We start from the raw sequence: 12,717 nt of genomic DNA, 5'->3' as shown, positions 1-12,717 counted from the left end.
GAGGAGGATCACCATGGGCCGCAAGCGCTTCCGCGCCCTCGCCATCGCTTCTGCCTGGCTTATGCCGATGGCGGCTTTTGCTTCGACCGCCGGCGCTCGGCAGCATGCCGACATCGTCATTTATGGCTGCACCTCGGGCGGCGTTGTCGCGGCGATAGAGGCGCGGCGGCTTGACCGGTCGGTGCTACTGCTATGCCGCGAAGACTATCTCGGCGGCATGTCGACCAACGGTCTCGGCTGGTCCGACACCGGCAACCATCGCGCGATCGGCGGCCTGTCGCTCGAATTCTACCGCAAGGTGAAGCAATATTATGACGACCCGTCGGTCTGGGTCCACGCCCCGCGCCCCGCCCGGGCCGAGAACTTCGTCGATGGCGATGCCATGTGGCAGTTCGAACCGAAGGTCGCCGAACGGATCTTCGAGGACTGGGCAAAGCAGGCGGGCGTCACCATCGTGCGCAATCAGCCACTCGACCGCTCGAAGCGCAGCGTCGAGATGGATGGCAACCGTATCGTCGCCTTCCGCTCGAAGTCGGGGCGCCGTTTCGACGGGAATATCTTCATCGACGCGACCTATGAGGGCGACCTGATGGCCGGCGCCGGCGTCAGCTTCGCGGTCGGGCGCGAAGCGAACGCGACCTATGGCGAGACGCTCAACGGCGTCCAGCTCGCGAACACCAACAATCACCAGTTCACGCTCGACATCGACCCGTATCGCGTGCCCGGCGACCCCTCGAGCGGGCTGGTGCCCCGGATCAGCGCCGAACGCCCGGCGTCGGACGGCACGGCCGATCGCAAGATCCAGGCCTATACCTATCGTATGTGCCTGACCGACGTGCCTGCGAACCGCGTGCCCTTCCCCAAGCCCGCAGGCTATGACGCAAGCCAATATATGCTGCTCAAACGCTACATGGACGCCGGCTATCGCGATTATTTTCGCAAGTTCGATCGTATCCCCAACGGAAAGACCGACACGAACAATTTCGGCGCCTTTTCATTCGACAATATCGGTATGAACTATGATTATCCCGAAGGCAGCGATGCCGATCGCGCCGCGATCGCGCGCGAGCACACGACCTATCAGCAAGGGCTGCTGTGGTTCATGGCGAACGATCCCGACGTGCCCGCCGAAACCCGCGTGGAAATGTCAAGATGGGGGCTCTGCAAGGACGAATTTACCGGCACCGGCCATTGGCCGCGCGAAATGTATGTGCGCGAAGCGCGCCGCATGGTTTCGGACTTCGTGATGGCCGAACCGCATTTGCGCGGCACCAAAGCGACGCCGCGGCCGGTTGGAATGGGCTCGTACAACATGGACTCGCATAATGTGCAGCGGATCGTCGACGCGCGGGGCTTCGCGCGGAACGAGGGCAATATCGAGATCAGCCCTGGTCGCGCCTATCCGATCAGTTACGACGCCATCGTGCCGAAGAAGCGCGAGGCCGTGAACCTGCTGGTGCCGGTCGCGCTGTCGGCGTCGCACATCGCCTATGGTTCGATCCGGATGGAGCCGGTGTTCATGATTCTCGGCCAGTCGGCAGCAACCGCCGCTTCGCTCGCGATCGACGACCAGGTCTCCGTCCAAGACGTCGACTATGACAAGCTTCGCGCAAGATTGACGGCGGAGGGGCAAATTCTCGAGCTTGCGCACTGACGGGAATCGCGCACGCCAAGTTCGCTGCACTCGGCAATGCAAAGATCAAACGAAGGTCGATATCGCCTTTATGAGCATGTCCATATCGTTCGGCGTGTTGAACAACGCTGGTGTAATCCGGACGCACGCGCCGCGAGCCGGTCCGGTGCGATGGACCGAGAATATCCGGTGATCGTCAAGCAGGCGTTTGGCAATGGCCATATTGTCCGCCTCGCTGGTGCGCCCGGCGAGGCGGAAGGATGTGATGCCACCGTGCAGGCGCGGATCGGCCGGGGTCAATATTTCGACCCCCGGCGTGCCGCGCAGCGGTTCGGCCCAGCGATCGCGCAAATGGCGCAAGCGTGCGGCGCGGGACGCATCGCCGATCGCGGCTTGAAAATCGAGCGCCGCAGGGACGGTGAGCTGCGCCGCGAAATCGACCGTGCCCGTGTGCACGCGCGCTTGGCTCGTCGCGGCAAATGGCGGTTCATTAGCAATATCGGGGTCGATCAGTTCGACTTTCGTCTTCCGGATATAAAGCGCACCGACGCCGAGCGGAGCGCCCATCCACTTATGCAGATTCAGCCCGACGAAATCGGTATCCAAATCGGGAAGCGTGAAATCGAGCTGTCCCCAGCTGTGCGCGGCGTCAACGATCGCATCGACGCCGCGGGCGCGCGCCATTGCCACGATTTCGCGGACCGGAACGACAAGTCCCGTCCGGTGACTGAGATGGGTAAGCAGGATCAGGCGGACGCGGGGATTGGCCTTGAGCCCCGCTTCGTAACTGTCGATCAGCCCCTGATGCGTCGCGGGCTCGGGGAGCGCGATGCGCACCACATCGACGCCGCGGCTCGTCTTGAGCGAGTCGCAGCACGCCTGCATGCTGTCGTAGTCGAGATCCGTATAGAGTACGGCGTCACCGGGGCGCAGCCGGTTATAGCCGCCGATCAGCGCCTTGAGTGCCTCGGTCGCGTTGCGGGTGAAGGCGATTTCCTCGGGCGCCACACCCAGCTTTGCCGCGACGCGCGCGCGAACCGCGATGAGGTCGGGAACGAGCCCGCGGCGCGCATAATAGCTCGTCGCGCGGTTCACCCGCCGGACGGCGGCTTCATATTGCTCGAGCACGGGCCGCGCCATCATGCCCCAATTGCCATTCTCGAGCTGGATGATGTCCTCGATCACATCGTACTGCGCCGCGACCTTTGCCCAATAGGCCTCGTCTTCGGGCGCGGCGCCCGCCGGCAGCGGCGCGGCTTCGAGCCGCCCCACCACCGGCGCCGCCGCGGCGGCCATCAGCATCTGCCTCCGATTCAGCTCCACGCCCGTTCCCTTTGCGTCAGAAGGTGATCCCGAGGCGAACATAATATTGGCCGCCGTCGGTGTCATAGGGGGCATTGCGCGAATAGATGAGCCCACGCACCGCCTGGTTGGTCGCTTCGTCGGGATAGGTGTCGAAGATATTCTCAGCCCCGGCGCGGATCGACAGATGATCGTTCAGTTGCAGGCTCGCCGACAGATCGAACATCACCATCGATCCGAAGCGCTGGAAGACCTCGCCCGTCGCGTTGCCGCTGACGTCGGTCCACGCGCCATAATAGCGCGCGCGGCCCTGCAATCCGAAACGGCCGATCGTATAGCCGAGCGAAGCGGTGCCATTATGCTTGGGCAGGCGGTCTTCGAACAGCACCCGCTGCGTTTCATTCCCGATCGACGCGCCCGTGCCGCTCGTCACCCGTGTCTGGTTATAGTTGTAGGCCAGGCTGATGTCGGCCTTGCCCGGCCCGACGTCGCGCGCATAGGCAAGCACGACATCGACGCCGCGCGTGCGCGTGTCGAAGTCATTGGTGAAATAGGTGACCGCCGTGAAACGCTGCGGATTCGGCAGGTCCGCCGGCACCGCAAAGGTCCTCGACTGGCCAAAACGGTCGCGCAGCTTGATCTGATAGACGTCGATGCTGCCCGTCAGCCCGAAATCCGACTGAAAAGTCAGGCCCGCGGTCAGCGTGCGCGATTTTTCGGGGGTCAGCGGCTTGGCGCCGAGCGCAATCGCGATCGGGTCGCTCGGCGACAGCCGCCCGGTGTTGAAAATCTGCAACGTTGTCGTGTCGAGCCCCTGGCTGGTGGTGAGCGCGTTGAGCTGCGCCGGGGTAGGCGCGCGGAAACCGGTCGAATAGGTCGCGCGCAGCGCCACGCCGGTCACGGGTTCGAGGCGCGCCGACAGCTTGTAGTTGAACGTGTCGCCAAAGGCCGAGAAATCCTCGTAACGCCCCGCCGCGCCGAGCGTCAGCATCTCGACCGGCCGAACCTCGACATCGACATAGCCGGCATAGCTGGTCTGCGACCATTCGCCCGCGCTGAGCGGGCTGAAGCCCGGAAAGCCGTTGCTGTTCGGGGCGAGCCCCGTCGCCGCGCCGGGACCGATCGCATAGGACGCGGGATCGCCGGGCCGGATGGCGTAGGTTTCCTTGCGCCGTTCTGCACCGAAAGCGATATTCGCCGGCTCGGCCATGCCAAGCGGCAGGCGATAGACGAAATCGGCGTTCAGGTTGAACTCGCGCTGCATCAACCGCCCGAGATAGAAGCTGGTCGGGCTGTCGGGTCCGAGTGAGGCGTTGAGCGATTCGCTCATATTATAATTGATGCGGCTGCGCCCCAGCGCCGCGCTGAGGTCATAGGTGAACGCATCGCCAGCCGCGCCGCGCACGCCGCCGGCGGTCTGGAAATCGTCATATTTCGTGCCGAAACGCGGCGTAAAGCCCGCCGGATACAGGCTGTTGAAACTGAAACCGGGGAATGCCGTACTCGGGTTGTACACGTTTCCGGTACCCACGGGGTTGCGCCAGTTGAAATCGGTAACCCCCTCCCCGCTCCCGACGGTGCCAAAGGCATAGACGGTCGCGCCATCGACAATCTCGTAATCAGCGTTCACCGCGCCGCGCACCGAGCGGAGATCGGGCTGGCCCCAACGCTGCACCGGGTTCGGCACGTCGAGGTCCGGGTTCGCGGCCTGGAACGCTTCGGCGTCGGGGCGCTGCCGCGTGCGCGATGTCGCATCGGACTTTGAAAATTCGCCGGTGAAGACCAAAGTGCCGCGATCGCCAAGCGCGACGCCGCCCTGCCCGCCGGTCTGGTAGCTTTGACCGTCGCCTTCATAATAGCTCGAATATTGGCCGAACGCAGTCATGCCGGGCTGGTCGTCGAGGATGATGTTGATAACGCCCGCGATCGCGTCGGACCCATATTGCGCCGATGCGCCGTCGCGCAGCACTTCGATCCGCTTGATCGCGAGGTTCGGGATGGTGGCGAGGTCGGCGGCCTGCGCGCCGCGCGTGCCGAGCAAGGCCGAGCGATGATAACGCTTGCCGTTGACGAGGACGAGCGTCTGGTCGGGCGAGAGGCCGCGGAGCGTCGCGGGGCGGACGAACGCCTGCCCGTCAGCCGCCGGCAGGCGCTGGACGTTGAACGAAGGGAGGAGCTGGGCGAGCGTGTCCGACAGATCGTTCGACACGCTGTTGTCGATCGCCTTGCCCGACAGGACGTCGATCGGGGCCAGCGTGTCGAACTGGGTCCGCCGCGCGTCGCGCGTGCCGGTGACGATGATCATGTCGCCCTCGACGCCTTCGGAGCCGGCCGGAGTCATCTCTTGGGCCGCGGCCACCGCGGGCGCAGCAAATTGCAGCGCGACAAGCGCGCAGGCGGTAAGGCTGTTCATGGATGCTCCTTGGATCTCGACGGGGAGAGTTATGTTCTGGTTGCGGTCGCGCCCTAGGAATTCATTGTGACAAACAGGTGTCGATCGATGGGTTAGTTTGGATGAGGGGCACCTGCGGACCGCTCATCCTAGCGAGAGGCAGCAAAGCATATTCGGAAAGACCGCGCGATTTGAGGGTCTGCTTTAAAGCATCCGGAGACGAGCCCGTTTGACCGGTTTCAGGCACATAGCAGCCTTCTAGTGCGGCCAACGATACGCCCGGAGGGAAGGGTTGGACCGCGATTCACGGGCTTCTGGCCGGATATGCGTTCGGAATATCAACGAGTTACCCAGGCGAGCCTACAAGCGTGGCGGCCGCTCTGTGAATAGAAAATCCCATTATTTCAATATTTTATATGACTTGGTAGCGGAGGAGGGACTCGAACCCCCGACACGCGGATTATGATTCCGCTGCTCTAACCTGCTGAGCTACTCCGCCCCGAAAGGCCGCCGCATCGGGCGAGCCGCGCCTATAAGCAGGCTCGCGGCGCCGGTCAATATCATCTGCGCCGCCCCCGGAAACTGCGTGCAAAAGCCGGCTCCCATGGGCCACCGCGATAATGATGCGCGGCGAGTCCCGTGATCGCGATCGGGCGCGGGTGGAAATCGGACGTCAATTCGGCGAGCAGCGCCCGCGCCTCGGCCGCGGCGACCTTGTTCTGCACGGTGATGTGCAGCCGCGGCACGCCCTGATCCTGCGCGGTCAGCATTCCGGCCAACCGCTCGGCGATGCGCGCCCGAATCGCGAGCAAATCGGGGCTTTCGATACGGAAAGCGACGCCCTGCCCCAGCGAATAGATTTCGCGCAGCATTGCCGCGGGCGGCGGCGTATCAGCCGCGATCGCGCGGATCAGACGTTCCAGCTCGTCGAGGCCCGACGGCGGCAACTGATGAAAGAGCGTGATATGCGCCGCGAGATGATTGCGTTCGGGCGGGAAATGCGCGCGACGCAGCGCGTCGAAAAAGCGCTGGTCCGCCGCACCCATCGTCGCGGTTGCGATGATGGGCACGGCGCCAGTGGTCCGGTAGGGAGGGGGGAAGCCCGGGCCATCTGCTTCGGAAAGGGATGGCCGAGGCAATTTCGGGGGAGATTTGCCATCGTCCACAGGACGCCCTTTCTCGAGATCCATTCCTTGCGCCAGATCGGCTGTGCGCTCCAATCGATTTATCCCGTCACAATAATCGTTCAAATCGATGAAATAAAATTACCCTGCCTTTACAAGCCGTTCCAGAAAGCATGGAGCGCTGCGGCGACCTCGGCGGGGCGCTCGGCGATCGCCCAATGCCCCGCCCCTTCGATCACCGTCAGCGGTGTGCCGGTGTTCGCGGCGTAGCGGCGCGCGACCGACAGCTCGACATAGGGGTCGCCCTCGCCCCAGATCAGCGCGCCATTCGCGGGCAGCTTCGGAATGTCCAGCGCCCAGTCATGCTCGAAGCTGAGCCCCTTGGCCGAGCGATAGAGTTTGAGGATCGCGCGGCGCTTGTCCCTGTTCTTCCATTGCTCGGCCTCCTCGCGCGCGATGTCAGCGGGCATGCCCTGCGCCGCGAGCCCGTCGGCGAGCTTGTCGGCCCTGCTGAGCGCCATAAAGATTTCGCCGAGCACGGGGGTGTTCCAGATGCGCGCGATGCGATGCCCGCGATAGTCGGGATCGATCACGGCATTCGAGATCGTCCAACTGCGGAGCAGATCGGGGCGCAGCATCGCGACGCGCTGCGCGATCAGCGCACCCCAGTCATGGCCGACAATGTCTATCGGGCCGTGCGCGGCGTGCAGCGCCTCGACCTGCGCGGCCGCCCAGTCGGCATAGGCCTCCTTGGTCGGGGCAAAGCCGGCGGGGAGCGGCGCAGTGAAGCCGGGAAGTGCCGGGACCGCTACCGGCGTATCGCCGAGGTCGAGCGCGGCGATCAAAGGCCGCCAGATCGCGGGGCTATCGGGAACCCCATGAATGAAGAGCTTTGCGGTCATCGGTCCCTCCGCTTCGGAATGGGCGTAGCTATTCCATTTCCCCGCGTTCGCGGCGGAGCGCATACCATTTCTGGACATTGGCGTTGTGCTCGGCGAGCGTTCGGGAAAAAACATGGCTGCCGTCGCCTTTCGCGACGAAGAAAAGATAATCATTCGCCTCGGGGTCGAGTACGGCCGCGATCGACGCCTTGCCCGGATTCGCGATCGGCCCATTGGGCAGGCCGGCCATGCTATATGTATTGTAGCCGTTCACCGCCTGGATTTCGGAGCGCAGGATGCGGCGGCCAAGCGGCTTGCCCTTGGTGATCGGATAGATGATCGTCGGATCGGCCTGCAGCCGCATGCCCACACCAAGCCGGTTGGTATAGACGCCGGCGACGGTGCGGCGTTCGGCCGCGACCGCGGTTTCCTTTTCGACGATCGACGCCAGCGTCATCGCCTCGTTGCGGTTCTTTACCGCGGTGCGCGGGCTGCGCTTCGCCCAGAGTTCGGCAAAGGCCTTGTCCATCGCCGCCTGCATCCGCTTGACGACCGCGGCGCGGGTTTCGCCGGTGGTAAAGGCATAGCTGTCAGGAAGGATGCTGCCCTCGGGGGGCACCGGGATGTCGCCCTTCAGCCGCTTTTCGGCCTTCAGCCGTTCCCATACCATGATCGAGGGCATGCCTTCGGGGATCATGACGAGGCGCTGGATCGTCTTGCCCGACTGGAACAGCGCGAGGATGTCGCCCGCGTCCATCCCCTTTTCGATCTTGTACTCGCCGGGCTTGATCGGCTCGTCCGACCCGAAGAAGCGCGCCTGGTTGCGAAAGCTCGAGGCCGAGACGAGGCCCGCGTCCTCGAGAATTTCGCCCGCCTTCGCGATGCTCGCGCCCGGCGGGACGACGATCTCGGCATCCTTCGGCGCGCCGCCCGAGCAGGCGGCGAGAGACAATGCCAAGATCGCAATCGTCAGCCAGCGGAACCGATGCACCCTAAACTCCCCAATGCGCTTCCTGAAGGAGAAAAAAGATACGGATGCGCATGTCCGACTGTCTCCTTTGTCGCTTTAAGCAGGGGCCTGGCGACAGGGTGATAGAGCATGGCAAGACAATGTAGGAAAGAGGGTTTTCATCCTCCCTGTGGACGAAGGCCATGGGGAGGTGGCAGCCGCCTAGCGGCTGACGGAGGGGCAATGGCGCGACGTCGCGGCCCCTCCACCACTCGCTACGCGAGCGGTCCCCCTCCCCATCGCTTCGCGACAGGGAGGGTTCTAAAATCAGTCTTCGACCGCCTTGACGATCAAGCTGGCGTTGGTGCCGCCGAAGCCGAAGCTGTTGTTCAGCGCGGCCTTCACCTTGCGCTTCTTCGCGACCTTCGGGACCAGGTCGGCGCCTTCGGTGCCCTCGTCGGGATTGTCGAGGTTGAGCGTCGGGGGGACGATCTGGTCGCGGATCGCGAGGATGCAGAAGATCGTCTCAACCGCGCCCGCCCCGCCGAGCAGATGGCCGATCGCCGATTTGGTCGAGCTCATCGAGACATTGGCCATCGCGTCGCCGAACAGGCGCTTCACCGCGCCGAGTTCGATCGTGTCGGCCATCGTCGAGGTGCCGTGGGCGTTGATATAGTCGATGTCGGCGGGGGTCATTCCCGCCTTCTTGAGCGCCGCCTGCATCGAGCGGAAAGCGCCGTCCATCTGCGGATCGGGCGCGGTGACGTGATAGGCGTCGCCCGACAGGCCGTAACCGACGACCTCGGCATAGATCTTGGCGCCGCGCGCCTTGGCATGCTCATATTCCTCGAGCACGACGACGCCTGCGCCCTCGCCCATCACGAAGCCGTCGCGATCCTTGTCATAGGGGCGGCTCGCCTGTTCGGGACGGTCGTTATAGCTCATGTTGAGCGCGCGCGCCTGCGCGAAGCCGGCGATGCCGATCGGGCAGATCGTCGCCTCGGCGCCGCCCGCGAGCATGATGTCGGCATCGTCGTCCTTGATCATCCGCGCCGCGTCGCCGATCGAATGTGCGCCGGTCGAACAGGCGGTGACGACCGCATGGTTCGGGCCCTTCAGGCCATATTTGATGCTGACCTGGCCCGAGATCAGGTTGATCAGGCGGCCGTGGACGAAGTGCGGCGACACGCGGCCCGGCCCCTTTTCGGCGAGCAGCAGGCTTTCGCTCTCGATACCCGGCAGGCCCCCGATGCCCGACCCGATCGAGCAGCCAGCGCGCACCTTCTGCTCCTCGGTGAGTTCGGTGAGGCCCGCGTCTTCGAGCGCCTGGCCTGCGGCGTCGATGCCGAAGATGATGAAGGGATCGACCTGGCGCTGAACCTTGTGATCGACGCGCTTGCCGGGGTCGAAGCCATATTCATGATCCGGCCCCTTCACCTCGCACGCGATCGTGCATTTCTGGTCCGACGCATCGAAATGGGTGATCGTGCCGGCGCCCGATTTGCCCGCGATCAGATTTTTCCAGCTGGTTTCGACATCCCCGCCCAGCGGCGTCACCAAACCCAAACCCGTCACCACAACCCGGCGCATAGTCATTCCTTTCATCGGCCCCTGCCCCCGCAGGGTGCCGCGTCATTACCGTCGGCGCGCTTCTAGAGGAGCCGCGCGCATAAAAAAAGCTCCCCGGTCGCTGCGCACGAGCGCTCGAGACCGGGGAGCCGGAAATGCGTGGACGGCGTCGCCGCCGCATCCGGCAACGCCGGATCGCAGGGCTTTAGCCCTTGTTCGCTTCGATATAGTCGATCGCGTCCTTGACGGTGGCGATCTTTTCCGCCGCATCGTCGGGGATTTCGACGCCGAATTCTTCCTCGAACGCCATCACCAGTTCGACGATGTCGAGGCTGTCGGCACCCAGATCGTCGATGAAGCTCGCTTCCTCGGTGACCTTGTCGGCTTCGACGCCCAGATGTTCGACGACGATCTTTTTAACCTTTTCGGCCGAATCGCTCATGCACAGTTCCTTTTTTCTGACTATGTCGTGAATGTTGAAAATTGCCCTAGTGCCCGTGGGCGGGACTGGCAAGAGGGCTGGCGTCAGCCGGCCCTTCTTCCGCAGCGATACAGGCCGAAGATGTCCCCTTTCCGCCCCTCTTGCGCACATGCGTCGGGAAATAGGAGGTGCCATCGCTCCGTTCAAGGTGGAACGGATCGGTTCGCCGCGTTTCGCCGCTAGGATACGGTTTTGGCTGGCACGACCCCTGAATCGCGCAGCGCATCCGACGCGCGCTGGATCACCGCCGGGGTGATCATGAAGCGGCCGAGCACGGCTTCGGGCGTCGCGTCCGCCGGCTGGCGCGTATAGGCGACCAGGCGCTTCCATTGCGCGCGGCCCTCGGCGACATCGCCCTGCCGCGCGATCACGATGGCGCGCACCATCATGAATTGCGGCTCCATGTTGCTCGGCGAAGGCATATGGTCGAGAATCCGGCGCGCTTCCTCCTGCTCGCCGCGCTGCGACAGGACAAAGGCCAGCGTGACCGCGGGCACGCCGGGGTAGGAAGCATCGAGTTGCAGCGACCGGCGGAGCAACGTCTCGCCCTCTTCCGCCTGCCCGCACGCCAGCTTGAACAGGCCGAGAAAGCCCGGCATGTCGGCGTCATAGGGGTTGAGCGCAATCGCGGCGTCGCCCATCGCATTGCCGCCCGCGCAATTGCCCGAGTAGAAATTGGCCCGCGCCATCGCGAACAGGCCCGCCGACGAATTGGGGCTGCTTTCATAGGAGCGCAGGGCAAGCGCGCGCGCTTCACCGAGCGCTTCGCGGCCCGCCGGGGTCAGGCGCTGTGGTTGCCAGTCCCCATAGCGCACGAGCGACAGCGCGGTCAGCGCGACCGGGTCGCGCGGCGTCGCCTCGATCGTCGCGCGCAAGCAAGCGTCGACCCGCTTCGCAGCCGACGCGTTGCGCATCTGGCGCAGCCGGTTGAACTGCGCGAGGCACGGAAAGCCCGCCGCGAAATTGTCGGGTTGGCGCTGGACCTGATCGCGCACGATCACCCCATAATCGCCGGCAAGCTGGGCGATCAGCGGTTCGATGGCGGTGAATTCGGGGGTTTCGTCGCTGGACAGACGCATCTGCTGCGACCAGATCGCGCGCTGGTCGGCGACGCGGTTGAGGACGAGCGTGACATCGGTGTCGCCTTCGACCGTGCGCACGAGCGAGGTGTCGAGACGATAATCCCCCGTTCGCGCCTCGACACTGCCCGGCGCCTTCGAACTCAACAGGTCGATCAGATCGAACCGTCGCAGCCCGTCGCGCAACTTGCCGTCGAGCGCGCGCGCCAGCGCCCGCGACTGCGGCAAATTGCCGGCTGCGGGCGGGCTGACCTCAAGCAGCGGAACGGGCACCGGATCGCCGACGAAGAGCCGGCCGGAGCCTCCGCGCAGCGTCCACAAGGTAAAAAGCGCGAGCGCGAGGAGGACGAGCACGACGATCCAGCGGCCGAAACGGTATCCATGATCGCGGGTGCGCGACGGCCGCCCCGGACTGGGCGAACGGGCGGGCGCGGGCGGCACCGCTGCGGCCTTGACGTCATCTTCATCGGCCGGATCGTCGGCCGACCGTCCCGATGGCGGCGCGGAGCGATATTGGACGACGACTTCGTAGCTGCCCTGCGGTACGCGCAGGCGGTGAACCCAGGGCGTGTCGGCGTAATAGCGGTCGAGCAGGCTGCGCAGCCGCCCGACCATGACGCGCGGATAGCTGTCGACGGCGGGATCGAAATCGTCGCTGCGCCCCAATGCCTCGGTCGCGATCGCATAGGCCTTGGGTGAGCTGCGACCGCCGCGCAGGCGGTGTTCGACAAGAAATTGCAGCAGCCGCGACAGCACCGGCGACCGGGTGAACATCGGGGAATCGAGCAGCCTCTCGAGTTCTTCGGCGATGATCCGGTCGACCTCGCCGGGATCCTGTGTCTCGTTCGCTTTCGCCTGGTCCATGCTACCCTCAAATACCCCCGACGGGCGGTGCGGTAGATACGCCAATCGGCCGGCGCGGCCACCCGTTGTTACTTTGACGTAACGGTAACACGGCAGCCTTGAGCCATATCAGAAGAAAAACGTCCCGCCAATCCGCAAGGAAAAACGCGAAATCAGGTTAAGGATTGGTTATCAAACGGCAACATTCCACGATGTGACCCCTTGTAACTGCCGCATAGCCGAAACTCTGTCATCCTTCCGGGCATCGCGACATCCTTGCGATGACGCGGTGTGAAGCCAAAAGGCGAATGGTGCGAGCTGGTCCCTGGCACCTTTCGATCCCCCTCAGGCTTCATTCAAGACTTTGCCGGGCGGCCCGACAGCCCCACCTGTTCTGTCGCCCGGCAAGTCGATAACTCACCGATCCGAATATAGCGCGCGGCCACTCGCACTGCTGGAACCCA

9 protein-coding genes and 1 tRNA gene are annotated in these 12,717 nt (G+C 64.3%); 1 reads left to right on the top strand and 9 read right to left on the bottom strand.

What is annotated here, in order from left to right; genetic code table 11:
• The first annotated feature begins 13 nt into the window (after positions 1 to 13).
• Positions 14 to 1,654, top strand: coding sequence for an FAD-dependent oxidoreductase (locus HDC29_RS05800; protein WP_179495266.1), 1,641 nt, complete (start codon positions 14 to 16; stop codon positions 1,652 to 1,654).
• A gap of 45 nt (positions 1,655 to 1,699) precedes the next feature.
• Here the strand turns inward: HDC29_RS05800 and HDC29_RS05795 are convergent, their stop codons facing one another.
• The 9 genes from HDC29_RS05795 to HDC29_RS05755 all read right to left on the bottom strand — a co-directional run bounded on the left by HDC29_RS05795 (position 1,700) and on the right by HDC29_RS05755 (position 12,274).
• Positions 1,700 to 2,956, bottom strand: coding sequence for an aminotransferase class V-fold PLP-dependent enzyme (locus HDC29_RS05795; RefSeq protein ID WP_373562763.1), 1,257 nt, complete (start codon positions 2,954 to 2,956; stop codon positions 1,700 to 1,702).
• Positions 2,957 to 2,972: 16 nt separating this feature from the next.
• Positions 2,973 to 5,348, bottom strand: a complete 2,376-nt coding sequence (locus tag HDC29_RS05790; protein WP_179495264.1) for a TonB-dependent siderophore receptor — start codon at positions 5,346 to 5,348, stop codon at positions 2,973 to 2,975.
• A 401-nt stretch (positions 5,349 to 5,749) separates the two neighbouring features.
• Positions 5,750 to 5,826, bottom strand: a tRNA-Met gene (locus HDC29_RS05785).
• Between the two features lie 61 nt (positions 5,827 to 5,887).
• The gene (locus HDC29_RS05780; protein WP_179497278.1) at positions 5,888 to 6,373 is read right to left on the bottom strand and encodes a 2'-5' RNA ligase family protein; all 486 of its coding nucleotides are present in this window, start codon (positions 6,371 to 6,373) and stop codon (positions 5,888 to 5,890) included.
• Positions 6,374 to 6,603: 230 nt separating this feature from the next.
• Entirely contained in the window at positions 6,604 to 7,353 is a 750-nt protein-coding gene (locus HDC29_RS05775; protein ID WP_179495262.1) for an alpha/beta fold hydrolase, read from the bottom strand.
• Positions 7,354 to 7,381: 28 nt separating this feature from the next.
• Positions 7,382 to 8,323 (bottom strand): endolytic transglycosylase MltG, encoded by a 942-nt coding sequence (mltG, locus tag HDC29_RS05770; protein WP_179495261.1) that lies wholly within the window; start codon positions 8,321 to 8,323, stop codon positions 7,382 to 7,384.
• A gap of 285 nt (positions 8,324 to 8,608) precedes the next feature.
• Positions 8,609 to 9,871: a beta-ketoacyl-ACP synthase II gene (gene fabF, locus HDC29_RS05765; protein ID WP_179495260.1), complete on the bottom strand. Its 1,263-nt coding sequence runs from the start codon at positions 9,869 to 9,871 to the stop codon at positions 8,609 to 8,611.
• 184 nt (positions 9,872 to 10,055) lie between these two features.
• Positions 10,056 to 10,292, bottom strand: a complete 237-nt coding sequence (locus HDC29_RS05760) for an acyl carrier protein (protein WP_003039428.1) — start codon at positions 10,290 to 10,292, stop codon at positions 10,056 to 10,058.
• Positions 10,293 to 10,510: 218 nt separating this feature from the next.
• Complete coding sequence (locus HDC29_RS05755; protein ID WP_179495259.1) at positions 10,511 to 12,274, bottom strand: tetratricopeptide repeat protein; 1,764 nt, start codon at positions 12,272 to 12,274, stop codon at positions 10,511 to 10,513.
• Between the last annotated feature and the right edge of the window lie 443 nt (positions 12,275 to 12,717).

It is taken from the genome of Sphingopyxis sp. JAI108 (assembly GCF_013410105.1).
GTDB lineage: Bacteria > Pseudomonadota > Alphaproteobacteria > Sphingomonadales > Sphingomonadaceae > Sphingopyxis > Sphingopyxis chilensis.
The sequence above is the reverse complement of the archived record's forward strand: the minus strand, read 5'-3'. Positions and strand labels throughout refer to the sequence as shown.